The 24,155-nt window shown below is 73.1% G+C and carries 14 protein-coding genes and 12 pseudogenes; 21 read left to right on the forward strand and 5 right to left on the reverse strand.

Going from position 1 to position 24,155, the window contains the following annotated elements; genetic code table 11:
- On the reverse strand, positions 1–345 hold a 345-nt coding region (locus KPL57_RS59770), incomplete at its 3' end, for a transposase (protein WP_374203956.1).
- Positions 346–427: 82 nt separating this feature from the next.
- Here KPL57_RS59770 and KPL57_RS59775 point away from each other — a divergent pair.
- From KPL57_RS59775 to KPL57_RS59810, 8 genes and pseudogenes are all read left to right on the forward strand, one after another.
- Positions 428–745 (forward strand): hypothetical protein, encoded by a 318-nt coding sequence (locus tag KPL57_RS59775; protein WP_149666007.1) that lies wholly within the window; start codon positions 428–430, stop codon positions 743–745.
- A 212-nt stretch (positions 746–957) separates the two neighbouring features.
- Positions 958–2,411, forward strand: a pseudogene (gene tig / locus KPL57_RS59780) (trigger factor).
- A gap of 295 nt (positions 2,412–2,706) precedes the next feature.
- A pseudogene (locus tag KPL57_RS59785) lies at positions 2,707–3,273 on the forward strand (ATP-dependent Clp protease proteolytic subunit); the annotation flags it as partial.
- A 60-nt stretch (positions 3,274–3,333) separates the two neighbouring features.
- Positions 3,334–3,995, forward strand: a pseudogene (locus tag KPL57_RS59790) (ATP-dependent Clp protease proteolytic subunit).
- Positions 3,996–4,166: 171 nt separating this feature from the next.
- Positions 4,167–5,455 (forward strand): annotated as a pseudogene (gene clpX / locus KPL57_RS59795) (ATP-dependent Clp protease ATP-binding subunit ClpX).
- 135 nt (positions 5,456–5,590) lie between these two features.
- A pseudogene (locus KPL57_RS59800) lies at positions 5,591–6,974 on the forward strand (OFA family MFS transporter).
- The gene (locus KPL57_RS59805; protein ID WP_020625699.1) at positions 6,971–7,117 is read left to right on the forward strand and encodes a hypothetical protein; all 147 of its coding nucleotides are present in this window, start codon (positions 6,971–6,973) and stop codon (positions 7,115–7,117) included. The pseudogene KPL57_RS59800 and the gene KPL57_RS59805 overlap by 4 nt, the downstream one beginning before the upstream one ends.
- Positions 7,118–7,183: 66 nt before the next feature.
- Positions 7,184–8,727 (forward strand): annotated as a pseudogene (locus KPL57_RS59810) (alkaline phosphatase).
- Positions 8,728–9,263: 536 nt separating this feature from the next.
- Here the strand turns inward: KPL57_RS59810 and KPL57_RS59815 are convergent.
- Together KPL57_RS59815 and KPL57_RS59820 are read right to left on the reverse strand one after the other, a co-directional pair.
- A complete protein-coding gene (locus KPL57_RS59815; RefSeq protein ID WP_226358844.1) occupies positions 9,264–10,778 on the reverse strand; it encodes an MFS transporter in 1,515 nt (504 codons plus the stop codon).
- A gap of 95 nt (positions 10,779–10,873) precedes the next feature.
- On the reverse strand, positions 10,874–11,296 hold the full coding sequence (locus KPL57_RS59820; protein WP_075311289.1) for a PPOX class F420-dependent oxidoreductase: 423 nt from the start codon (positions 11,294–11,296) through the stop codon (positions 10,874–10,876).
- A gap of 63 nt (positions 11,297–11,359) precedes the next feature.
- Here KPL57_RS59820 and KPL57_RS59825 point away from each other — a divergent pair, with 63 nt between their 5' ends.
- The 10 genes and pseudogenes from KPL57_RS59825 (at position 11,360) to dapA (ending at position 22,100) form a co-directional block, all read left to right on the forward strand.
- Entirely contained in the window at positions 11,360–12,556 is a 1,197-nt protein-coding gene (locus KPL57_RS59825; protein WP_226358845.1) for an MFS transporter, read from the forward strand.
- The gene (locus tag KPL57_RS59830) at positions 12,556–13,128 is read left to right on the forward strand and encodes a hypothetical protein (protein ID WP_226358846.1); all 573 of its coding nucleotides are present in this window, start codon (positions 12,556–12,558) and stop codon (positions 13,126–13,128) included. Before KPL57_RS59825 ends, KPL57_RS59830 begins: the two co-directional genes overlap by 1 nt.
- 45 nt (positions 13,129–13,173) lie before the next feature.
- Entirely contained in the window at positions 13,174–14,517 is a 1,344-nt protein-coding gene (locus KPL57_RS59835; RefSeq protein WP_226358847.1) for an acetamidase/formamidase family protein, read from the forward strand.
- A 55-nt stretch (positions 14,518–14,572) separates the two neighbouring features.
- On the forward strand, positions 14,573–17,209 hold the full coding sequence (locus tag KPL57_RS59840) for a valine--tRNA ligase (RefSeq protein WP_226358848.1): 2,637 nt from the start codon (positions 14,573–14,575) through the stop codon (positions 17,207–17,209).
- A 7-nt stretch (positions 17,210–17,216) separates the two neighbouring features.
- Positions 17,217–18,908: a folylpolyglutamate synthase/dihydrofolate synthase family protein gene (locus tag KPL57_RS59845; protein ID WP_226358849.1), complete on the forward strand. Its 1,692-nt coding sequence runs from the start codon at positions 17,217–17,219 to the stop codon at positions 18,906–18,908.
- The gene (locus tag KPL57_RS59850; RefSeq protein ID WP_308188004.1) at positions 18,905–19,324 is read left to right on the forward strand and encodes a DUF4233 domain-containing protein; all 420 of its coding nucleotides are present in this window, start codon (positions 18,905–18,907) and stop codon (positions 19,322–19,324) included. The genes KPL57_RS59845 and KPL57_RS59850 overlap by 4 nt, the downstream gene beginning before the upstream one ends.
- Before the next feature lie 35 nt (positions 19,325–19,359).
- Positions 19,360–19,769: pseudogene (gene ndk / locus KPL57_RS59855) on the forward strand (nucleoside-diphosphate kinase).
- Positions 19,770–19,839: 70 nt separating this feature from the next.
- A pseudogene (locus KPL57_RS59860) lies at positions 19,840–20,196 on the forward strand (GNAT family N-acetyltransferase); the annotation flags it as partial.
- A gap of 169 nt (positions 20,197–20,365) precedes the next feature.
- Positions 20,366–21,142: a hypothetical protein gene (locus KPL57_RS59865; protein ID WP_226358850.1), complete on the forward strand. Its 777-nt coding sequence runs from the start codon at positions 20,366–20,368 to the stop codon at positions 21,140–21,142.
- Between the two features lie 78 nt (positions 21,143–21,220).
- A pseudogene (gene dapA, locus KPL57_RS59870) lies at positions 21,221–22,100 on the forward strand (4-hydroxy-tetrahydrodipicolinate synthase).
- A gap of 61 nt (positions 22,101–22,161) precedes the next feature.
- Here dapA and KPL57_RS59875 read toward each other — a convergent pair.
- Positions 22,162–22,302, reverse strand: a complete 141-nt coding sequence (locus tag KPL57_RS59875) for a hypothetical protein (RefSeq protein WP_226358851.1) — start codon at positions 22,300–22,302, stop codon at positions 22,162–22,164.
- 442 nt (positions 22,303–22,744) lie between these two features.
- Positions 22,745–22,963, reverse strand: a pseudogene (locus KPL57_RS73320) (MerR family transcriptional regulator); the annotation flags it as partial.
- Between the two features lie 87 nt (positions 22,964–23,050).
- Between KPL57_RS73320 and KPL57_RS73325 the strand changes: the two are divergent.
- The 3 genes and pseudogenes from KPL57_RS73325 to KPL57_RS59895 form a co-directional block, all read left to right on the forward strand.
- Positions 23,051–23,407 (forward strand): annotated as a pseudogene (locus KPL57_RS73325) (ferredoxin reductase); the annotation flags it as partial.
- A gap of 130 nt (positions 23,408–23,537) precedes the next feature.
- Positions 23,538–23,726 (forward strand): annotated as a pseudogene (locus KPL57_RS73330) (ferredoxin reductase); the annotation flags it as partial.
- A 211-nt stretch (positions 23,727–23,937) separates the two neighbouring features.
- On the forward strand, positions 23,938–24,102 hold the full coding sequence (locus KPL57_RS59895) for a hypothetical protein (protein ID WP_226358852.1): 165 nt from the start codon (positions 23,938–23,940) through the stop codon (positions 24,100–24,102).
- Positions 24,103–24,155 lie beyond the last annotated feature (53 nt).

The raw sequence follows: 24,155 nt of genomic DNA on the forward strand, positions 1-24,155 counted from the left end.
GGCGCCCTTGACCGACTGGGAATCGATGATCCCCGCACTCGGCTCCGGATCACGGCCCTCGGCGATACGTAACTGCCCCCGCACGACCGGGAGGATCTTCTCGGTGACCTTCTGCTGTTCCCACTGGTTGAAGTACCAGTAGACGGTCTGCCAGGGCGGGAAGTCCACCGGCAACGCCCGCCAGGCACACCCGGTCCGCACGACATACAAGATCGCGTCCAGCACGTCCCGACGAGCATGAGCAACAGGCCGCCCCCGCCGCGCGAGCGGCGGTAACAACGGCTCGATCACCACCCACTGGGCATCACTGGTGTCCGAGGGGTACCGGCGCGGTCGTTCCTGCATGCCGACCACGATGGAGCACCCCAGCCGTGTCGACCATCCCGACACACCCACCATTTCCAAACACGCTCTAAGGTCCGGCCCCGTGACCGACCCCGCCGCAGGACCCGGCCCGCAGGCCGTCGCGGACGCCGTGCTGGCCCACCCCTCGGTGCTGCGCCTCGACGGCGGCCCGTTCGGCGCGATCGCGTCGTACCTGCCCGGGCACCGGGTCCAGGGCGTGCGGCTGGCCGACCCGGTCGAGATCGCCGTCGTCCTCCGGCTGGGCAGGCCCTTCGCGGAGGTCGCCGACGAGGTCGCCGACCGGGTCCGCGCCGTCCTCGGTGACGACACCCTGGCCGTGGACGTGACCGTCGCCGACGTCGGTGCGGCCGGCGGTGTCGAGGGCCCCGCCGCACCGTGACCCGCGCCCGGGCCGTCGCACGGTGACCGGGCTCGCCTAGACTCGCGCGAGCCCCGCCGTCACCGGGCGCGTCCCACGTACCCGGCGGCCGGTGGCACGGGACGCCCGGCGCGAGAGCCGGGATCGTCCGGCGCCGGCGGGCGGGGCCACCGACCGGGGCCGCGCGAGCCGCGGCCCGATGCATCACTCGTACCGCCCCAAGGAGTTCCACCGTGAAGAGCACCGTCGAGCACCTCAGCCCGACGCGCGTCCGGATCAACGTCGAGGTGCCGTTCGACGAGCTCAAGCCGGACTTCGACCGCGCGTACAAGAAGATCGCCCAGCAGGTCCGCATCCCCGGCTTCCGCCCGGGCAAGGCGCCGGCCCGCATCCTGGAGGCCCGGATCGGCCGTGGCCCCGTCCTCGACGAGGTCGTGAACGCCGCGATCCCGGTGCAAGTACCAGGAGGCCGTGGTGACGTCCGAGGACGTCAAGCCGATCGGCCGGCCCGACATCGAGGTCACCGAGATCGCCGACGGCGAGCGCATCGCGTTCACCGCCGAGGTCGACGTCCGCCCCGAGATCACCCTCCCCGACCTGGACGGCCTGACCGTCGAGGTCGACGAGACCGAGGTGACCGAGGACGAGGTCACCGAGCAGCTCGACCAGCTGCGCGCCCGGTTCGGCACCCTGGCCGGTGTCGACCGCCCGCGCAGAAGGGCGACTACGTCCAGATCGACCTCTCCGCCGCCGTCGACGGCACGCCGATCGAGGAGGCCACCACGACCGGCTTCTCCTACGAGGTCGGCCAGGGCGGTCTCATCGACGGCATCGACGAGGTCCTCGAGGGCATGTCGGCCGGCGAGGAGAAGACCTTCACCTCGAAGCTGGTCGCCGGCGAGCACGCCGACAAGGACGCGGACATCACCGTCAAGGTGACCACCGTCAAGGAGCGCAACCTCCCCGACGCCGACGACGAGTTCGCCCAGCTGGCGTCGGAGTTCGATACCCTCGACGAGCTGACCGAGAACCTGCGCGAGCGCCTGGGCCGGTCCAAGCGGATGGAGCAGGCCGCGCAGGCCCGCGACCGTCTCCTGGACAAGCTCGTCGAGGACACCGAGGTGCCGCTGCCGGAGTCGGTCGTCGCGGCCGAGGTCGAGACCCGCACCCACGACGCGGTGCACGCCTTCGACCACGACGAGGACAAGTTCGGCGAGTTCCTCTCCTCGCAGGACAAGACCCGCGAGCAGTTCGACACCGAGACGCGCGAGGAGGCCGAGAAGGCCGTCCGCTACCGCCTCGTGCTCGACACCCTGGCCGCCGCGAGGAGATCTCGGTCGGGGACCAGGAGCTCACCGAGCGGATCATGTACCAGGCCCAGCAGTACGGCATGGCCCCCGAGCAGTTCGTCCAGCAGATCCAGCAGGCCGGCCAGCTCGGCGTGATCTACCAGGACGTGCGCCGCTCCAAGGCGCTGATCACCGCCGTGCGCGCGGCGACCGTCACCCTCCCGGGTGGCGAGGTCGTCGACCTGTCCGACCTGCTCGGGCCGGACGAGGACGAGACCACCGTCGAGGAGGTCCCCGCGACCGACGTGGACGGTGCCGCCGACACCGCCGACGAGGCGCCGACACCACCGCAGACCACCAGCGACAAGGCCTCCGACAAGGCCGACGCGAAGGCCTGACCGGCCGTCGTCACCCCGGCCTCGCACGACGTGCCGTGCGCTGTCGGCGAACATCGGGCGTCGTTCCCTACGCGGGGCCCCCGCTCCGCGTAGGGTCGGCCCCGAACCGGTCCCCACCGGACCGTGAACGGGTTCGCAAGACCCGACACCGGAGAACCGAGAGCGATCCAGAGGAAGACTCCGGGACCCCCTCCCACGGCGTCCGCGCCGCGGGAGCGGGCCCGACTTCGGAAAGCAGGGTGAAGTGAGCCAGCAGGACACCGGCCCGTCCGCGGGCCGCGGCACCGGGCCGCAGATGCGGTCCGGCATCAGCGCTATGTCGCTGTCCGACTCCGTGTACGACCGCCTGCTCCAGCAGCGCATCATCGTGCTCGGTCAGCAGGTGGACGCGGAGATCTCGAACCGCATCGCGGCGCAGATGCTGCTGCTCGCGGCCGAGGACCCGGACAAGGACATCGAGCTCTACATCAACTCGCCCGGTGGCTCGGTCACCGACGGCATGGCCATCTTCGACACGATGAACCTGATCCCGTGCGACGTGGCGACCACGGCGATGGGCATGGCCGCGTCGATGGGGCAGTTCCTGCTGTCGGCGGGCACCCCGGGCAAGCGCTCGGCGCTGCCGCACGCGCGGATCATGATGCACCAGCCGTCCGCCGGCGTCGGCGGCACGGAAGCCGACATCACCATCCAGGCCGAGCAGTTCCGCCGCACCAAGCGGGAGATGGCGGAGCTGATCGCCCAGCACACCGGTCAGTCGGTCGAGACCATCGAGCGTGACTCCGACCGCGACCGCTGGTTCTCCGCGCAGGAGGCCAAGGACTACGGCTTCGTCGACCACGTCGTCACGCACGCGGGCCGGATCGGCGAGCAGAACGGGAGCGCCCAAGTGAGCACCTTCGACCCGCGCCACCCGGAGTCGATGACCGACCTGCGCGGCCCCGGCGGCTGGGCGCCGGACCCGGCCCGTTCCCGGTACGTGCTCCCGTCGTACGTGGAGCGCACCAGCTACGGGGTCAAGGAGTCGAACCCGTACAACAAGCTCTTCGAGGAGCGCATCATCTTCCTCGGTGAGCAGATCAACGACACCTCGGCGAACGACACCATGGCTCAGCTGCTGGTGCTCGAGTCGCTCGACCCGGACCGCGAGATCTCGCTGTACATCAACTCGCCGGGCGGGTCGTTCACGTCGCTGATGGCGATCTACGACACGATGCAGTTCATCCGGCCCGACATCCAGACCGTCTGCCTCGGGCAGGCGGCGTCGGCCGCGGCCGTGCTGCTGTGCGCCGGCACCCCGGGCCGCCGCATGGCGGTCGAGAACGCCCGCATCCTGATCCACCAGCCGGCCACCCAGGGCGTGTACGGCCAGGTGTCGGACCTGGAGATCCAGGCGGCGGAGATCTCCCGCATCCGCAAGCGGATGGAGGAGGTCATCGCACGGCACTCAACCGGACTGCGGAGCAGGTGCGCGAGGACATCGACCGGGACAAGATCCTCACGGCCGAGGAGGCCAAGGACTACGGCCTGGTCGACGAGATCGTGCAGAGCCGCAAGCTGTCCGGTACCGCCGGCGGCAAGTGACACCCGGGTCACCGGCGGCCGGATCCGGCCGCCGGTGACCGCCCGGCGACCCGCCGGGGAACCGGACACCGCTTCCGGTCCCCGTGCGGGCCGCGGGCAGGTACCGTCAACCCGGCACGGGGCGACGGGCGCGACGCGAGAACGCCGGACCAGGACTGGGGATCGACACCTATGGCACGCATCGGCGACGGCGGGGACCTGCTCAAGTGCTCGTTCTGCGGGAAGAGCCAGAAGCAGGTCAAGAAGCTCATCGCCGGCCCCGGCGTCTACATCTGCGACGAGTGCATCGATCTCTGCAACGAGATCATCGAGGAGGAGCTGGCCGAGGCCGGTGAGGTCAAGCTCGACGAGCTGCCCAAGCCCACCGAGATCCACGAGTTCCTCGACCAGTACGTCGTCGGTCAGGCCACCACCAAGCGCACGCTGTCGGTGGCGGTCTACAACCACTACAAGCGCATCCAGGTCGGCGAGCGCAGCCGGGCCGCGGGCGGCGACGCCTCCGACGGCATCGAGATCGCCAAGTCGAACATCCTGATGCTCGGCCCCACCGGCTGCGGCAAGACCTACCTGGCGCAGACGCTGGCCAAGATGCTCAACGTCCCGTTCGCCATCGCCGACGCGACCGCCCTCACCGAGGCCGGCTACGTGGGCGAGGACGTCGAGAACATCCTGCTCAAGCTCATCCAGGCCGCCGACTACGACGTGAAGCGCGCCGAGACCGGCATCATCTACATCGACGAGGTCGACAAGATCGCGCGGAAGTCGGAGAACCCGTCGATCACCCGTGACGTGTCCGGCGAGGGCGTGCAGCAGGCGCTGCTGAAGATCCTCGAGGGCACCACCGCGAGCGTCCCGCCGCAGGGCGGCCGCAAGCACCCGCACCAGGAGTTCATCCAGATCGACACGACGAACGTCCTGTTCATCGTGGCCGGCGCCTTCGCCGGGCTGGAGCGGATCATCGGCGAGCGGGTTGGCCAGTCCGGCATCGGCTTCGGCGCCGACATCGCTCGAAGAAGGACCTGGACTCCGCGGAGCGCTTCGCCGAGACCCTCCCCGAGGACCTGATCAAGTTCGGCCTGATCCCCGAGTTCATCGGCCGGCTCCCGATCGTCGCCTCGGTGACCTCGCTCGACAAGGACGCCCTGGTCAAGATCCTGACCGAGCCGCGGAACGCTCTGGTGAAGCAGTACCGCAAGCTGTTCGAGATGGACGGCGTGGAGCTGGAGTTCGCCGAGGCCGCCCTCGACGCCGTGGCCGACCAGGCGATCCTGCGTGGCACCGGCGCCCGTGGCCTGCGGGCGATCATGGAGGAGGTCCTCCTCCCGGTGATGTACGACATCCCCAGCCGCGACGACGTGGCGAAGGTCGTCGTGACCGCCCAGACGGTGAAGGACAACGTCAACCCGACGATCGTCCCGCGCCAGCCGCAGCGCCGGGAGCGCCGCGACCGCTCGGCCTGAGCCGCCGCCCGCACCGACCCGACGCCGGTCCCACCAGCAGGTGGGACCGGCGTTGTCGTATCGAGACCGGCTCGGGTTGCCGCACCCTTCCGCACTACTTAGCGTTGCTCCGTCAACAGTCGACGGAGGGGCGAGATGTCCGGATTTCTCACGCGCGAGCGCATCGTCGCTCCACCCGGATGGAGCCGTTGGCTCGTCCCACCGGCGGCGCTGTCCATCCACCTGGCGATCGGCCAGGTCTACGCCTGGAGCGTCTTCAAGACCCGCTGGCGACCGCGCTCGACCTGTCGGGCGTCGCCACGGCGCTGCCCTTCACCCTCGGCATCATCATGCTGGGGCTGTCCTCGGCGCTGTTCGGCACGAAGGTCGACAGCAACGGCCCGCGCTGGGCGATGGTCGTCGCGTCGAGCTGCTTCGTCGCCGGGTTCCTCATCTCGGGTCTCGGCCTCTACGCCGAGCAGTACTGGCTGGTCGTGCTGGGCTACGGCTTCGTCGGCGGCATCGGCCTGGGCATCGGCTACATCTCGCCGGTCTCCACGCTGATCAAGTGGTTCCCGGACCGCCCCGGCCTGTCCACCGGCCTGGCGATCATGGGCTTCGGCGGTGGCGCGCTCATCGCGACCCCGCTCACCAACTCGCTGCTGTCGGCGTTCGGCGGCTCCGGTGACGACGCCACGTCCTTCGGCATCGGGTCCACGTTCCTCACGATGGGCCTGATCTACCTGGTCTTCATGTCGGTCGGCTGGATCCTCATCCGGGTGCCCGCCGAGGGCTGGACGCCGCCGGGCTGGGACCCGTCGACGGCCAGGAAGAGCGGGATGATCTCGACCGGGAACGTCTCGGCGAACAACGCGATCCGCACGCCGCAGTTCTGGCTGCTGTGGGTGGTGCTGTGCTTCAACGTCACCGCGGGCATCGGCATCCTGGAACGGGCCTCACCGATCTTCCAGGACTTCTTCGCCGAGAACGGCGCCACGGCCACCCTCGCCGCGGCGGCCGGCGGGTTCGTCGCGATCCTGTCGCTGGCGAACTCGGCCGGGCGCATCGCCTGGTCGTCGCTGTCGGACGTGCTGGGCCGCAAGAACATGTACCGCATCTACCTGGGCGTCGGCGCGCTGCTGTACCTGCTGATCACGCTGATCCCGAACCAGTCGCGGGCGCTGTTCATCGTCGCAGCGGTGCTGATCCTGTCGTTCTACGGCGCCGGGTTCGCCACCGTCCCGGCGTACCTGCGGGACCTGTTCGGCACCTACCAGGTCGGCGCGATCCACGGCCGGCTGCTGACGGCGTGGTCCACCGCGGGCGTCCTCGGGCCGCTGATCGTCAACGCGATCGCCGACGCGCGGATCGACGCCGGCGTCGAGGGCCCCGCCCGTACACGACCGCGTTCGTCATCATGATCGTCCTGCTGGTCATCGCGTTCGTCTGCAACGAGCTGATCAAGCCGGTCGACGGGAAGTTCCACGAGCCCACGGCGGCGGCCGCCCAGGGCCCCACACAGCAGAAGGAGACCGCGTGAGCAGCGTTGCCGAGACCGGCGGGTCGTCGACCTGGGGGCCGGTGCAGTGGGTCGGCGCCGTCCTGGCCTGGTTGTGGGTCGGCGTGCCGTTCGCCTACGGGCTCTACGAGCTCGTGCTGAAGATCCCCGCGCTGTTCGGCTGAGACTTCGCCCGCCGTTCACCCGGACGGTCCGGATCGTCCTCACCCGTCCGGGTTAGAACGGCGGGCGTGGCTCTTTCCCGACGCTCCCTGTTCCGCACCGCGGCCGCCGGTGGTCTCGCCGGCGCCGCTGCCCTCGCCCTGCCGGGCACGGGTGCCGCCGCCCCCCGCGCTGGTCCGCTCCGGCCGGCCGCTGCTGACCCACGGTGTCGCGGCCGGTGACGTCCGGCCAGGCTCCGGGCTCGTCTGGACGCGGGCCGACCGGCCGTCGCGGATGGTCGTCGAGGTCGCGGGCTCGCCGGACTTCCGGCGGGCACTGCGGATCCCCGGCCCGGTGCTGACCCCGGCCACCGACCTCACCGGAAAGCTGCGTGTCCCGGCGACGCGGGGGCGGGTGCACTACCGCGTCGTCGCCGAGCCGCTCGACGGCGGCCCCGCGAGCGCCCCGCTGACCGGCTCCTTCCGGGCGGTCCCCGGCCGCGGCGAGCCGGTGCGCATCCAGTGGTCCGGCGACGTCGTCGGGCAGGGCTGGGGCATCGACCGCGCCACCGGCGGCATGCGGATCTTCTCCGCCATGGCCGACCGCGAGCCCGACCTGTTCCTGCACTCCGGCGACACCGTCTACGCCGACGGCCCGCTCACCGAGACCGTCACGCTCCCCGACGGCCGGGTGTGGCGCAACGAGATGACCGAGGCGAAGGCGAAGGTCGCCGAGACCCTCGCCGAGTTCCGCGGCCAGTTCGCCTACAACCTGCGCGACGACAACCTGCGCCGCTTCGCCGCCTCGGTCGGCCAGATCGTGCAGTGGGACGACCACGAGGTCACCAACAACTGGTACCCCGGCGAGATCCTCACCGGTGAGGTGGGGGAGCGCTACACCGAGAAACGGGTGGACGTGCTCGCGGCCCGCGGGTTCCGCGCGTTCCACGAGTGGCAGCCGGTCGACCCGCGCACCGCCGTCGACGGACGGGTGTACCGGCGGGTGCCGTTCGGCCCGCACATCGAGGTGTTCGTGCTGGACATGCGCACCTACCGCAGCGCGAACTCCGCCAACACCGGCCGTGGCGAGCGGATCCTGGGGCAGGCCCAGGCCCGCTGGCTCGTCGACGCGCTCGCGTCGTCCCGGGCGACCTGGAAGATCGTCGCCTCGGACATGCCGATCGGGGTGCTGGTGCCCGACGGCGACACCGCCTGGGAGGCCGTCGCCAACGGCGTGCCCGCCGCCGAGCGGGCGCGAGTCGGAGATCGCCGGGGTGCTCGCCGGGATCCGCCGGCGGAAGGTCCGCAACGTCGTGTGGGTGACCGCCGACGTGCACTACACCGCCGCCCACCACTACGCCCCCGAGCGCGCCGCGTTCACCGACTTCGACCCGTTCTGGGAGTTCGTGTCGGGCCCGCTGCACGCCGGGGCCTTCGGCCCGAACGAGCTCGACCCGACGTTCGGCCCGCGGGCGGAGTTCGTGCGCGGCCCGTCCCGGCAGGGCGCGAGCCCGCTGGAGGGGTTCCAGCACTTCGGGGAGCTCGACGTCGCCCCGGACGGCGCGACCCTGGAGGTCCACCTGCGGGACCAGGCCGGCGCCTCCCTCTGGACGACCACGCTCCGCCGGACCTGACCCCCGCCGCCGGGGGACCGGTGACCGGTGGTCGGCCGGTGCCGGAGAGGTGGGCGGGACGGGCCGGGGCAGCCGGAGGGGCGGGACGGCCGGAGGGGCGAGGACGGGCCGGGGCGGTCGCCGTCGTGGCCCGGTCGCTGCCGTGCCCCGGTCCCCGCCGTCCCCGGGGGCCTGCCGTGGCCCGATGACCGGCCGCTCGCCGGCGGACGGCGCCGCACCCCGATCAGAGAGCCCCCCGCACCCCACCCGAGGTCGACGCACCCGTCGCGGGGGGTGCGTCAGCCACGAGCGGGGTGCGCGAGGCCCCTCCGGCCGCCTCGGCGGCGCCCGGCACCCCGGCGCGCCCGACGATGCTCGCCACCCCGGGGCGCCCTCGCGGTCCGGTACTCCGCCGCGCCCGGCGGCCTCCGGCCCTCGACCGGCAGCGACCGCCGGGTCCCCGGCCGGTCGGCCGCGTTCACACCCGCTGGCCGGCGTCCACACCCGTTGCAACGGGTGTGGACGCCGGCCAAGGGGTGTGGTTGCGGGGCGGCGGGTCACGCCGGAGGGGCGGCGTCCGGGTCCGTGGGCCGCCGGTCCGCGACGGCGGGTGCGGGGGCGGTGGTCGTCGCGGCCAGGACGGCCGGGGCCGTCGGGACCGCGACGGGGGTGGCCGGGGCCCCGGCCGTGCGCGCACCGGTGCCGGAGGTGGTGTCCGGGTCCGTGGCGGGTGCTGCGGAGTAGGCGGCGGAGAGCCGCCGGTAGGGGCGGCTCGCCAGGGCGGCGAGGGTCAGGACCACGCCGAGGGCGCCGCAGAGGACGAACACCAGGGCGATCGCACGCGCGGTGCCGGTGCCGAACCACGACCCGATCGCGGCCGCACCGGCGCCGCCGTCGCTCATGAACGGCACGACCACCAGCTCGGTGAACGGCGCCAGCAGGAACGCGGTCAGCGGCGACGCGGCCTGCTCCACGCTCTGCGCGAACCCGAAGACCCGGCCCTGCCGCCCGTAGGGCACGACTCGCTGCAGCACGGTCTGCTCGGCGGCCTCGGCGAACGGCATGAGCAGCATGAACACCGCCATGCCCAGGGCCAGCAGGACGATCGAGGCGTGCAGCGGGAACAGCATCGTCGCGGCCCACAGCACGGTGTTGACCAGCAGCAGGGTCCGGACCGGGCGGCTGCCCAGCCCGATCCGGGCGACGAGCAGCCCGCCGACGATCACCCCGGCGGACAGCACGCCCCACAGCAGCCCCCAGGCCGCGACCGACATCATGGACAGGCCGTAGGGGTCCATCAGCGCCATGAACGCCCCGCCGAGCAGGTTGTTCACGCAGGAGAACGCGATCAATGCGGGCAGCCCCGGCACGCTCGCGACGAGCCGGACGGTGCCGCGCAGGTCGAGCCCGCCCCGCTCGTCGACGGTCACGGCGACGGCCGGACCGGCCGGTGCGGGCACGGCCGGGATCCGGACCCGGGCCAGGTGCAGCAGCGACGCGACGAGCACGACGAGCGCGGCGACGAGCACCGTGCGCATCCCGTCGACCGCGACGAGCAGCCCGGACGCGACCGAGGTGACCAGGAAGGACACCCCGGTCGCGGTGCCGACCAGTCCGTTGGCACGGTCCCGGACCGGGGCCGGGACGAGCAGGGTGACCAGCGTCGGCAGCGCGATGGTGCGCAGGTTCCCGGCGATCACCCCCAGCATCAGCGCGACGACCAGCGTCCACAGCAGCGGGCTCGTGGGATCGCGGAAGGCGTCGGCGGGCGCGAGCAGGAGCAGCGCCAGGCACAGCGCGTAGACCACGGCCGACACCGCAGCCGAGACCTGCATGACCGCGCGCGTGCCGAACCGGTCGACGACCCCGCCGAACGGGATGCCGGTCAGCGCCGTCGCCACCAGGAAGATCCCGGCGATGATGCCGGTCGCCGCGACCGACCCCGTCTCCAGGAACACCCAGAACGTCACGGCGAACCACACCGTGAAGTTCACGACCGACACCACCAGGGTGCCCACCAGCAGGTGTGCGAAGACCCGTTGGGTGCCGTGCCGGAGGTCGAGCTGCGTCATGGTCCACCGTCCTCTCGGGGGACGGACCGGTGCGGTTCCCGGAAGTCATCGCCCGGAGGTGGACACTGCGGGCTGAACCCGGCTTCAGGTCAAGCTCAGGCGGTCATGTCGAGGTGCGCGATCACCTTCGTCGGGCGGATCCGGACGAGGAGCTCGCCCGGCACGCCGTTGCGCCGGCCGAACTCCTCGGCCCGGTCCGCGCCCATGTAGCGCCCGCCCAGCGCGGTGGCGGTGCGCAGGAGCTCGTCGGGGTCCCCGCTCGTCTCGGCCACACCCTGCACCTGCACGAAGGCGTACGGCGGCTCGGGCAGGTCGGCGGTGAGCACGACGCGCGGGTCGCGGACGATCGCCCTGCCCTTCGCGGAGTCGGCGCCGGTGTTGAACACGATCGCGTCGTCCTCGACGAGGAACCAGACCGGCGCGACGAGCGGACGCCCGTCCTTCGCCGTCCAGCCGAGCATGCCGGTGCGGGTGCCGTGGGTGAGGAACTCGACGACCTCGGGGGTCAGAACGGTCATGTGGGCGAGCCTAGGCCCGGAAACCGGATGACGGTGGCGTCGTCACCGTGCTGGGGTGCGGGCATGGCGAGCACGACGACGGCCGGGGTCCACCGCCGCCCCGTACCGCGGGTGGTCACGGTCCTCGCGCTCTGCGTGTTCGTCCTCGGGACCAGCGAGTTCGTCCTCACCGGCCTGCTGCCCGAGGTGGCCGCGGACCTCGGCGTCGACATCCCCGCGGCCGGGTACCTGATCTCCGGGTTCGCGGTCGGGATGGTCGTCGGGGCCCCGGCCGCGGCGGTGGCGACGCTGCGGCTGCCCCGGCGCACGACGCTCGTCGCGATGCTGCTCGCCGTGGCCGTGCTGCACGTCGTGGGGGCGCTGTGCACCGGCTACCCCCTGCTCATGGCGGTCCGGGTGCTGACGGCGGTGGCCACCGGCGGGTTCTGGGCGGTCGCGGCGGTGGTGACCGTGTCCTCGGTCGGGCCGGGTGACCGCGCGCGGGCGCTGTCCCGGCTGCTGGCGGGGGTGACGGTGTCGAACGTCGTCGGCATCCCGCTGGGCACCGTGCTCGGTCAGCAGTTCGGCTGGCGCGCGACGTTCTGGGCGATCGCGGCGCTGGCCCTGCTCGGGGTGGCCGGGGTGGCGGCGCTGGTCCCGCGCGGCAGGGGCGGGGAGCCGCCGCGACGACTGTCCGCCGAGCTCGTCGCCTTCCGCAGGCTCCGGCTGTGGGTCGCGCTGGGCACGACCGCGCTCTACCAGGCGGGCATGATCTCGATGCTCGCCTACCTCGCGGCGCTGCTCGTGTTCGTGGCCGGGCTCGCCCCGGGGTGGGTGCCCGTCGTGCAGTTCGGCGCCGGGCTGGGCTCGATCGGGGGGATCCTGCTCGGGGGTCGCCTGGCCGACCGTCATCCGTGGCCGACGCTGTTCGGGGCGCTGTGCGGTGCCGCGACCCTGCTCGCACTGCTGGGGACCACGGCGACGCTGCCCGGAGCAGCACCGGCGATCGCGGTCGGGCTGGGGTTCGTCGCCTTCGTCGCGTCGGCCCCGCTGAACGCCCGGGTCTTCGCGCTGGCCGGGGCCGCGCCGACGCTGGCGAGCGCGACCAACACCTCGGCGTTCAACGTCGGCAACGCGCTCGGCCCGGCGCTGGGCGGGCTCGCGATCGCCGGGGGCCTCGGACTGACCGCCCCGCCGCTGGTCGGCGCGGTGCTGGTGGTCGGTGCGGTCGTCCTGGCCCTGGTCTCGGTGCGGCTGGACCGCCGCCACGGTGCGCCGTGATGCCGTCCGCGCCCGGGGCGGGCAGGCTCCGGGGTGTGGACGACGAGGCGCTGCGGTACCCGGCCGTCGGAACCCTGTTCGGCGGCCAGGTCGACGGCGTCACCTGCGGGCCGTCGGTGCTGGTCGTGACCGCGGCGCTGACCGGCTCGGGGTGGCCCGGCGCGGTGGCGGGCCGGTTCGCCGCCGCGCAGCGGACCGCGCACCGCCAGGCCAACCGGCTCTGGCCGCGTGCGCTGGGGACCACGCCGTGGGGGATGCGGGCGTGGCTGCGCCGGCACGCGCCCGCCGCCGGACCGTTCCGGATCCGCCCGGCGACACGCGACGCACTCGCCGCGGTGCCCGCCGCCGTCGGCCCGGTCCCGCTGCTGGTCGGGTCCCGGTGGCTGCCGCGGCACTGGGTGCTGGTCCTGGGCGTCGACGACGACGGCCGGTGGCGCGTCTACGAGCCCGGCTCCGGCCGGGTGCGGGCCCTCGATCCGGGCCTGCTCCGCCGGGCGGACCCGACGGCCGTCGCGGCGGTGCTGGGATGGCCGCGGCCCTGGTGCCTGCTGCTGCCCACGGGTCGGGCGTAAACGCGCGGTGATCCGGACGTAACGGACGCGGGTGAGGGTGTGGACATGGCTCCCCCCGATCCCCGCCCGCTGCTCGCCGCGCTCGGCCGGCGCGACTTCCTCCGTGCGGCCGCGGCCGTGACCGCCGCCGGGGGACTGGTCGGCTGCAGTGCCTCCGTGGCCCCCGCCCCGGTGACCGCGACCCTGCCGGACGGGCCGCTGCAGCCCGGCGTGGGCGACATCCCCGGCGACCACTACCTCGGGTCCGACCCGGCGGACGTGCGCTGGGGCTACGTCCCGGCGATCGGGGCCGCCCCGGTGCTCACGATGCGGTCGGGGCAGACGGTCACCATCGACACCGTCTCCCACGAGGGCATCCTGGAGGACCAGGGCCGGGACCCGGTCGCCTGGTTCGGGCGCCACGGGGTCCCGGCCGACGGCGTGCTGTCCGACGCCGTCGCGGTCGCCAGGGACTACCGCCGCACCCCGCGCGACTTCGACGCCGACGGCCCGCACGTCATCACCGGCCCGGTGTTCGTCGAGGGCGCGCGCCCCGGCGACGTCCTCAAGGTCGAGACCCTGTCCGCGGTGCCCCGGGTGCCCTACGGCGTGGTCTCCAGCAGGCACGGGAAGGGGGCGCTCGGCCGCACCGCGTCCGGCGCGCCGCCCGCCGGGATCACCCTCGACGAGGTGATGCCGCCACCGGCCGCCGACGGACGTGCGACCGGCGACCCCGCGCGTTACGGCAACGTCTCGGTCTTCACCGCCGTCCGCGACGGCGCGGACGGCCCGGAGGCCTACCTGCCCTTCGGCGAGGGCCAGGAGGTGTCTTTCGGGCTGCGCCCGTTCATGGGCACCATGGGGGTGGCCCACGCCGCGGCGGACGCCGAGAACGCCCCCGAGCTGAACTCGATCCCGCCGACCCTGGGCGGCGGCAACATCGACATCCGGCTGCTCGGCCCGGACTCGGCGTTCTACCTGCCGGTCCGCGCGGAGGGGGCGCTGTTCCACGTCGGCGACCCGCACCTCGCGATGGGCGACGGGGAGGTCGCGCTGACCGCGCTGGAGGGCTCACTGCGTGCCACGTTCCGGCTCACCGTCTGCCGGCCGGGGGGGGGCACGGCCCCCTCGGTGGCCTTCGGCTACCCGTTCGGCGAGACCCCGGACGCCTGGGTGCCCATCGGGCTCTCCGACCCGGACGGGAGCACCGGCGGCCAGGGGACCGACCTCGACGTCGCGATGCGCCGGGCCGTGGTCAACGCACTCGACTTCCTGCAGGACGACCGGGGCATGGACCGGGCGACGGCGTACGCCTACCTCTCCGCGGCCGCCGACTTCGCGGTCTCGCAGGTGGTGGACCGGACGGTCGGGGTGCACGGGGTCATCCCCAAGGCACACTTCCGGTCCTGAGCGCGGCGGTCCGGGGGCCGGGAACCGGGTCGCCGTCGACTCGTAGACTTGACATGTGACCGAGACCCTGCCAGCGCGTACCGCCGACCTGCCCGCCAAGTGGACCCCGGGCGAGGTAGAGGGCGACATGTACCGCCGCTGGGTCGACGCCGGGTACTTCCGAGCCGACCCGTCGTCGGACGCCGACCCGTTCTGCATCGTCATCCCGCCGCCGAACGTCACCGGCAGCCTGCACCTGGGCCACGCGATGGACCACACGCTCATCGACGTCCTGACCCGGCGCGCCCGGATGCAGGGGCGCGACGCGCTGTGGCTGCCCGGCATGGACCACGCCGGGATCGCGACCCAGTCGGTCGTCGAGCGGCGGATGGCCGCCGCGGGGGAGCCGGACCGGCACGCGATCGGCCGTGCGGCGTTCGTCGAGAAGGTCTGGCAGTGGAAGGCCGAGTCCGGCGGCTCGATCCTCGGGCAGATGGAGCGCCTGGGCGACGGCGTCGACTGGTCCCGCGAGCGCTTCACCCTCGACGAGGGCCTGTCCCGCGCGGTCGCCACCGTCTTCAAGAAGATGTTCGACGACGGGCTGATCTACCGGGCCGAGCGCCTGGTCAACTGGTCCCCGGCGCTGCGCTCGGCGATCTCCGACATCGAGGTCGACCACATCGAGACCGAGGGCGAGCTCGTCTCGATGCGCTACGGCGACGGCGACGCCTCGGTCGTCGTCGCGACCACCCGGATCGAGACGATGCTGGGTGACACCGCGGTCGCCGTCCACCCCGACGACGAGCGCTACCGGCACCTGGTCGGCACCGAGATCGAGATGCCGATCACCGGGCGGATGATCCCGGTCGTCGCCGACGACTACGTCGACCCGGAGTTCGGCTCCGGCGCCGTCAAGATCACCCCGGCGCACGACCCGAACGACTTCGAGGTCGGCCGCCGCCACGACCTGCCGATGCCGACGATCATGGACGAGACCGGCACCATCGCCGGGACCGGCACCCGCTTTGACGGCATGGACCGGTTCGAGGCGCGCGCCGCGATCCGCGAGGAGCTGCGCGCGCAGGGGCGCATCGTCGCCGAGAAGCGGCCGTACCTGCACTCGGTCGGGCACTGCTCGCGCACCGGCGTCCCGATCGAGCCGCGGCTGAGCCTGCAGTGGTTCGTCAAGGTCGAGCCGCTCGCCCGCTCGGCAGGGGACGCCGTCCGCTCCGGCGAGACCGTCCTGCACCCGAAGGAGCAGGCCAAGCGGTACTTCGACTGGGTCGACAACATGCACGACTGGACGATCAGCCGGCAGCTGTGGTGGGGACACCGCATCCCGGTCTGGTACGGCCCGGCCGGCGAGGTCGTCTGCGTCGGGCCGGACGAGCAGCCGCCGTCCGGCGAGGGCTGGCGCCAGGACCCCGACGTCCTCGACACCTGGTTCTCCTCCGGGCTGTGGCCGTTCTCCACGCTCGGCTGGCCGGAGGAGACCCCGGACCTGGCGAAGTACTACCCGAACTCGGTCTTGGTCACCGGCTACGACATCCTGTTCTTCTGGGTCGTCCGGATGATGATGTTCGGGACCTACGTGATGGGGAAGGCCCCGTTCCGCGACGTCTACCTGCACGGGCTCATCCGCGACGAGCACGGCAAGAAGATGTCGAAGTCCAAGGGCAACGTCATCGACCCGCTCGCGCTGATCGATACCTACGGCGCGGACGCGCTGCGCTTCACCATCGCCCGCGGCTCCAACCCGGGCACCGACATGTCGCTGTCGGAGGAGTGGGTCGCCGGGTCCCGGAACTTCACGACCAAGCTCTGGAACATCACCCGGTTCGCCCTGTCCAAGGGGGCGGACCCGGCCCTGCCGCTGCCCGCCGAGGCCGACCGCACCGACGCCGACCGCTGGATCCTGGGCCGCCTGGCCGAGGTCCGTGCGCAGACCGACGAGCTGCTCGACGGCTACCAGTTCGCGAAGGCGACCGAGGGGCTCTACCACTTCGCGTGGGACGAGCTTGCCGACTGGTACGTCGAGCTGTGCAAGACCCAGCTCGACGACCCGGCCACCGAGCCGGGCACCCGGGCGATCCTCGGGCACGTCCTCGACGCGCTGCTGCGGATGCTGCACCCGATCGCGCCGTTCGTCACCGAGGCGCTGTGGACCGCGCTGACCGGCGGCGAGACCGTCGTGACCGCGGCCTGGCCGACGGCCGGGGACACCGGTGCGCCGGTCGACCCGGCCGCCACGGCCCGGGTCACCGACGCGCAGAAGGTCATCACCGAGGTCCGCCGGTTCCGCACCGAGCAGGGGCTGCCCGACCGCAAGGCCGTCGCCGCCCGCCTGACCGGTCTCGGCGACGCCGGGCTGGCCGCGCACGAGCGCGCGCTGCGGTTCCTCACCCGCCTCGACCCGGCCGGTGACGGCTTCTCCACGACCGCGAGCCTGGAGGTCGCCACCTCGGGCGGCCCGGTCACCGTCGAGCTGGACACCTCGGGGGCGATCGACGTCGCCGCCGAGCGGGCCCGGCTCGGCCGCGACCTCGCCGCCGCGGAGAAGGAGCGCGACCAGGCGGACAAGAAGCTGGGCAACCCGAAGTTCACCGAGAAGGCGCCGGCCGAGGTCGTCGACGGGATCCGTGCCCGACACGCGACCGCCGTCGCCGACATCGACCGCATCACCGCGCGGCTCGCCGCGCTCCCGGAGGCCTGATCCCGCCGTGGCGAGGGAGAACGACGACTACGGTCACGACCTCGGGAACGACTTCACCGAGGAGGACTCGCCGACCTACGGCGGGGACCGGTGGGCCGAGGGCGGCTTCGGCCGCGACACCGAGGACGACCGCGACCCGGACGGCGACACCGACCGGGCCGCCGACACCGACGACGCGAACGACGGGGACGAGGCCGACGACGGCGAGGACCGGTCGGACGCCGCCGCACGGGGCGCGGACGACGACCGCGACGCCCCGGTGGACGCCCAGGAGGCGGTGATCGCGGCCGTCCTCGACGAGATCCGCGGCAGCGGGGACCCCGACGTCGTCCCGGCCCAGTCCACCGTCGCCGGCTACGCCGAGTTCCTCGCTGTCGACGCGGCGCTCGACCGGCGCTGGCCCGAGTCGGTGATGGAGCCGTCGCTGGACCGGATGCAGGCCCTGTGCGACGCCCTCGGTGACCCGCAGCGCGGCTACCCGATCGTGCATCTGACCGGCACCAACGGCAAGACCTCCACCTCCCGGATGGTCGACGCGCTGCTCACCGAGATCGGGCTGCGGACCGGGCGCTACACCAGCCCGCACCTGCAGCGCGCCACCGAGCGGATCAACCTCGACAACCGGCCGGTCACCCCCGAGCGCTACGTCGCCGCCTACCGCGAAGTGGAGCCGCTGGTCGAGCTCGTCGACGCCAAGCGCGGCGCCGGGCCCGCGCTCAGCAAGTTCGAGGTGCTCACCGGGATGGCCTTCGCCGCCTTCTCCGACGCCCCGGTCGAGGCCGCGGTGATCGAGGTCGGGCTCGGCGGGCGCTGGGACGCCACCAACGTCGCCGACGCGCACGTCGCCGTCGTCCTGCCGGTGGGGCTCGACCACGCCGAGTACCTCGGCGACGACATCACCGACATCGCTCGCGAGAAGGCCGGGATCATCAAGGAGGGCTCGGTCGCCGTCCTCGCCGCCCAGGACCGGAAGGTCGCCGAGATCCTGCTGGAGCGCTGCGCCGAGGTCGGCGCGCAGGTCGCGCGGGAGGGCGCCGAGTTCGGCGTCGTGGAGCGGGAGATCGCCGGCGGCGGGCAGCGTCTGGAGCTGCAGGGTCTGTCCGGCCGCTACGACGAGATCTTCCTGCCGCTGCACGGCGAGCACCAGGCGTCGAACGCGGCGGTCGCGCTGGCCGCGGCCGAGGCGCTCGTCGGCGCCGGCACCGCGCAGCCCCTCGACCCCGACGCGGTCCGCGCCGCGTTCGCCTCCGTCCGCTCACCCGGACGGCTCGAACCCGTCGAGGGCGGGCCGGACCGGCCGACCGTGCTGCTCGACGCCGCGCACAACCCCGCCGGGGCGCAGGCACTCGCTGGCGCGCTCGGCACCGAGTTCCGCTTCACCCGGCTGGTCGGCGTGATCGGGGTGCTGGAGGGCAAGGACGCCCGCGGCATCCTGGAGGGCCTGCAGCCCGCGCTGCACGAGGTCGTCGTCACCACCAACTCCTCGCCGCGCGCGATGGACCCCGACGCGCTCGGCGCGCTCGCGGCCGAGGTGTTCGGCTCCGAGCGGGTCAGCGTCGAGCCGTCGCTGGCCGAGGCGCTCGAGCAGGCCCGGGAGATCGCCGAGGAGGCGGGCGGGTCCGGGGTCGGCGTCGTCGTCACCGGGTCGGTCGTCACCGTCGGCGAGGCGCGGGCACTGTTCGGGAAGGAGCCGGAGTGAGCGACGTCCCGGGCGTGCCCGAGGGTGTGCGGCCGCCGCCCACCGACCCGATGAAGGGCGCCCGCGGGGTGTTCGCCGCGACGCTGATCCTGGAGGCGATCGTCGTCCTCCTGGCGCTGCTGGTGCTCCCGCGCTTCGGCACCGGATCGACCGCGCTCGGCTTCGGCGTGGTGGCGGGCATCGCCGTCGCGATGATCCTGGCGTCGGGGGTGCAGCGACGGCCGTGGGGTCTCACCGCCGCGCTGGTGCTGCAGGCGGCCCTGCTCGTCGCGGCGCTGGTGTTCCTGCCGTCGCTGGTGGTGATCGCGGCGGTGTTCATCGTCGTCTGGGCGGTGCTGGTGTGGATGCGGCGCGAGGTGGCCCGGCGGATGGCGGCGGGGACGTTGCCGTCGCAGCAGGCGAGTGACGGTGGGTGACGGGCCCCGGTCGGGTCGTCGCTACCCTGTCGCACGTGACTGAACGCACTCTCGTCCTGGTCAAGCCCGACGGCGTCGCGCGCAAGCTCGTCGGCGAGGTCGTCTCGCGCATCGAGCGCAAGGGCCTCGATCTGGTCGCCCTCGACCTGCGCACGGTGGACCGTGAGCTGGCCGCCCAGCACTACGCCGAGCACGACGGCAAGCCCTTCTTCGAGGAGCTGCTGTCGTTCATCACCTCCGGCCCGGTCCTGGCCGCGGTCGTCGAGGGCCCCCGTGCCATCGCCGCCTGGCGGCAGATCGCCGGCGGCACCGACCCGGTGGAGAAGGCCCCCCCGGCAGCATCCGCGGCGACCTCGCCCTGGAGACCGGTTCCAACCTCGTGCACGGCTCGGACTCCCCGGAGTCGGCCGACCGGGAGATCAAGCTCTGGTTCCCGAACCTGTGACCGCAGGCGTCCCGGCCGTCCGCCGGGTCGTCGAGCCCCACCCCGGCGCCGCCGCCGCGCTCGGTGATCTCTGGATCGCCGTGACCGAGGCCGGCGGCGCCGTGGACTTCGTGCCCGGCGCCGACCCGGACGAGATCCGCGCACTGGCGGTGCAGACCGTCGACGCCGTCCGCTCCGGTGCCTCCCGGATGTTCGTGCTGGGGAGGAGACCGCCCCGATGGGCACGGTCATCCTGGTCCCGAACACCGGCATCGCCGCGCACCGCGCCGACGTGCAACGCCTCATGGTCCGCCCGGACCTGCAGGGACGTGGTCTCGGCACGGTCCTGCTCGGAGCGGCCGTCGCCCACGCCCGTGAGACGGGCCTGGCGATGCTGACCCTCGGCGCCCGCGGCGGCACCCCGCTGCCCGCGTTCTACGCCGCACGCGGCTTCGTCGAGTACGGCAGGCTGCCGAACGGGGTGGCGGCTCTCCCCGGAGGACGCGCGCGACGTGCACCTGTTCTTTCCTCCCGCTCGCCTGACCCGCCCGCGGGAGTGATCGATTCCCCCCGACAGCCGGATGGCAGAGGCCCCCGCCGCGGTCCACCATGTGGGCATGACCGTGCTGACCCCCCGCCCGACGACCGCGGATCTGGTCCGTGGGGTGGTCGTGGCGGTCCTGGCGATCCTGCAGGTGCTCGTGTCGGCGTTCGGGGGGTCGGCGATCGGCGCCGTCGCGCGCGACTACGACAACCCCGCTGCTGGCCGCGGCTGGGCGTTCGCCATCTGGGGCCCGATCTACCTGGGCGTGCTGGTCTACGCCGGCTACGCCCTGCTGCCCGGCCAGCGCGGCCGCGAGGTGCACCGCCGCATCGGCTGGTGGGTCGCGGCGACCGCGGTGCTCAACCCGCTGTGGATCGCGGCCTTCTCGAACCGGTGGGTGGTCACCGCCGAGGCGCTGCTGGTCCTGCTCGTCCTCGCGCTCGCCGTCGTGTACGGACGACTGTCCCGCAGCGTCGCCGACGGGTGGCCGGAACGGCTGGCGACGCGACTGCCGCTGGCGATCTACCTCGGCTGGTCCTCGGCCGCGCTGGTGCTGGGCCTGATGGCGGCGGGCGTCGCGGTCGGGCTGCCGTCGGACGGGGTGCTCCCGCAGGTCGCGGCGATCCTGCTGCTGGTGATCCTCACCGCGGTCGCGCTGTCGGTCGTCGGCTCCACCACCGGGTTCGCCGGCTTCGCCGGGGCGCTGTGCTGGGCGCTGCTCGGCATCGTGGCAGGCGACCGGCCGATCGCCGTGACCGTCGTGGCGGCGGTCGCCGCGGGGGTGATCGCGGTGCAGGCGGTGCGCCGGATCACGCGATCGGTCCAGCCCGCCCGGCTCGCCCTGGGCTGAGAGGAAAGCCGCACCGGGTCACCGGTCCCGCTTGCTACGGTCGCACCGGCAGGAGCAGTGGTACCAGGGAGGCCCGTCTTGATCACCGGAAGCATCGTCGCGATCGTGACCCCGATGCACGACAGCGGCGAGGTCGACCACACGGCCCTCGGCGAGCTCGTCGAGCGGCAGATCGACGCGGGCACTGCCGCGATCGTCTCGGTCGGCACGACCGGTGAGTCGTCGACGCTGTCGGTGCTCGAGCACACCGAGGTCATGCGGCGCACCATCGAGGTCGCGAACGGCCGCGTCCCGGTCATCGCCGGCACCGGCGCGAACTCCCACCGACGAGGCCATCCACCTGACCCGCGCCGCGCGGGCGGCGGGCGCCGACGGGGCGCTGCTCGTGACGCCGTACTACAACAAGCCTCCGCAGGAGGGTCTCTACCAGCACTTCAAGCGGATCGCCGAGACCGTCGACATCCCGCAGTACCTCTACAACGTCCCGGGCCGCACGGCCTGCGACATGCTGCCGTCGACGGTGGCCCGGCTCGCGGAGATCCCGAACATCGTCGGCCTCAAGGAGGCCAAGGGCGACCTGGACCGGGTCCGTGAGCTCGTCGCGCTGGGCCTGGACGACTTCGCGCTGTACTCCGGCGACGACGGCACCGCCCGCGCGTCGATGCTCGCCGGGTTCCACGGCGACATCTCGGTCACCGCGAACGTCGCCCCGGAGACGATGGCCCGCATGTGCAAGGCCGCCGTCGCCGGCGACGCCGAGACCGCCTCCGCGCTCGACGCCGACCTCGCGGGTCTGCACGCGGCGCTGTTCTCCGAGCCGAACCCCATCCCGGTGAAGTGGGCGCTGACCGAGCTGGGGCTCATCCCCGGCGGGATCCGGCTGCCGCTGGTGCCGCTGGACGAGTGGCACCACGAGGACGTCCGCGCCGCGCTGCGGGCCGCGGGCCTGCTGTCCTGAGCTCCGGGCGCCCCCGGGGCGCTGCGTGCGCTCCGCGGTCGTCGGTCGGTGCCGCCGGTCCTCAGGAGTCGCCCGACCCGCCGGTGTCCTCGGACGTCGCCGTCGTCGGCCCCGCGCTGGTGGTCTTCACGTTGCGCACGATGTCGCGGCCGAAGGTGACGTCGACCCGCTCGGCCACGGCCAGCTCCAGCACGGCGATCATCACCTCGCCGGAGGATGCGGCGCATCCGCTCGATCGTCTCGTAGACGCGCGGCCACTGGTCGTCCGGGCGGCCCTCGGCGTCGAAGGGCTGCCAGATCTCGCCGAGGAACAGGTCGACGTAGAGCTTCGCGACGGCGTCGGCGTGCTTGCGCAGCTGCTCCACGACGTCGAGCGAGCGGGTGATCGGGATGCCGAGCCCGGTCAGCTCGGCCGCGGCGTTCATCAGCCGCGGGCTGATCTCCTCGTAGGTGTCGTCGCCCAGCTCGCGCAGCAGGCCCATCTTGACCCCGCGCTTGGCGACGGCGATGTCGGTGCTCTGGTACCGCTCGGCGAGCTCGGCGAGCTGCACGATCTGCCGGTCCTCGGGCGCGAACAGCGCACGCACGGTCCGGATGAACTGCACCACCTGCTCGGTGGAACCACCGGTGGTGTCGAGCAGCTTCTTGATCGTGTCGAGCTTGACGCCCTCGTCCTGCAGGTCCTGGATCAGCTCCAGACGTGCCGCGTGCCCGGGGCCGTAGTAGCCCGTGCGGGCCTTGACCTGCGGCGGAGGCAGCAGCCCCCGGGACTGGTAGGCACGGATGTTGCGCACCGTGACACCGCTGGACCGCGCCAGCTCGTCGATGGTGCGCCAGTCCGCCGTCTCCGAGTCCTCGACCATGACACGGAGATTAACAGCCGAGCATGTGACACGGGAATCAGAGGGGAGCGGTTGCTATGTGACATCGGATGGTGCAGAGTGCATGTCATGTTCCGATCCGCTCCTGGCACGACCTCGCGGGGCCGGGGCCTGCTGGCCGCCGCGAGCGCTCTCACGACTCCGCTGCTGCCCGAGGACTTCCTGACCCTGGTCGACCCGCTCTGGTCGACGACGTCGCTGCGCGGCCGGGTCGTCGCCCGTCGCCGCGAGACCGGGCGGGCCGTCTCGGTGACCATCGAACCCGGGTGGGCCTGGGCCGGGCACCGCGCCGGCCAGTACGTCGGCATCGGCGTCGACGTCGACGGCGTCCGGTTCACCCGGAGCTACTCGCTCACCTCCCCGGAGGGCGCCGAGCACCTCACGGTGACCGTGCAGGAGGTCGACGGCGGCGCCGTGTCGCCCACCCTGGTCCGCGACCTGCCGATCGGCACGATCGTCGAGCTGGAGCAGGCCGCCGGCGAGTTCACCCTGCCGAGCCGCTCCCGAGAAGCTGCTGTTCGTCACCGCGGGCAGCGGCATCACGCCGGTGATGGGCATGCTCCGCACGCTCGACCGCGCCGGGACGATGCCCGACGTGGTGCTGGTGCACGGTGCCCGCACGCCGGAGGACACGATCTTCCGCGCCGAGCTGGCCGGACTGGCCGCGCGGCACCCGTCGCTGCGGGTCGTGCTGCGCCACAGCGCCGTCTCCGGGCGGCTCGACCCCACGGTCATCGACACCGTCGTCGCCGACCGGGCGGACCGCACCGTCTACGCCTGCGGCCCCGACGGCCTGCTCGACGCCCTGGAGGGCGCCTGGGACGGCGTCGTGGCCGAGCGCTTCACCCGCCGGCCCGCGCCACCGAGGGCACCGGCGGCACCGTCGACCTCGGCGGCGACGTCGTCGTCGAGCCGGGCAGAGCCTCCTCGAGGCCGGGGAGGCGGCCGGGAGGCTCATGCCCAGCGGCTGCCGGATGGGCATCTGCTTCGGGTGCGTGCTGCCGCTGCGCGAGGGCAAGGTGCGCGACCTGCGCACCGGCGAGGCGCACGGCGAGCCCGGCGACCTCGTCCAGACCTGCATCAACTCCGCGTGCGGGCCCGCCCGCATCGACCTTCCCTGATCCTTCCGCCCTTGATCTTCCGCTCCGACCGAAGGAGGTCCTCATGACCGCCG

The organism is Pseudonocardia sp. ICBG601 (genome assembly GCF_020496245.1).

Bases quoted from the DNA above. Each gene is read 5' to 3' on its own strand.
- KPL57_RS59825 (WP_226358845.1), top strand. From the start codon at position 11,360: ATGGCGAGCACGACGACGGCCGGGGTCCACCGCCGCCCCGTACCGCGG.
- KPL57_RS59815 (WP_226358844.1), bottom strand. From the start codon at position 10,778: ATGACGCAGCTCGACCTCCGGCACGGCACCCAACGGGTCTTCGCACAC.
- KPL57_RS59895 (WP_226358852.1), top strand. From the start codon at position 23,938: ATGCCCAGCGGCTGCCGGATGGGCATCTGCTTCGGGTGCGTGCTGCCG.
- KPL57_RS59835 (WP_226358847.1), top strand. From the start codon at position 13,174: ATGGCTCCCCCCGATCCCCGCCCGCTGCTCGCCGCGCTCGGCCGGCGC.
- KPL57_RS59875 (WP_226358851.1), bottom strand. From the start codon at position 22,302: ATGATCGCCGTGCTGGAGCTGGCCGTGGCCGAGCGGGTCGACGTCACC.
- KPL57_RS59865 (WP_226358850.1), top strand. From the start codon at position 20,366: ATGACCGTGCTGACCCCCCGCCCGACGACCGCGGATCTGGTCCGTGGG.
- KPL57_RS59820 (WP_075311289.1), bottom strand. From the start codon at position 11,296: ATGACCGTTCTGACCCCCGAGGTCGTCGAGTTCCTCACCCACGGCACC.
- KPL57_RS59830 (WP_226358846.1), top strand. From the start codon at position 12,556: ATGCCGTCCGCGCCCGGGGCGGGCAGGCTCCGGGGTGTGGACGACGAG.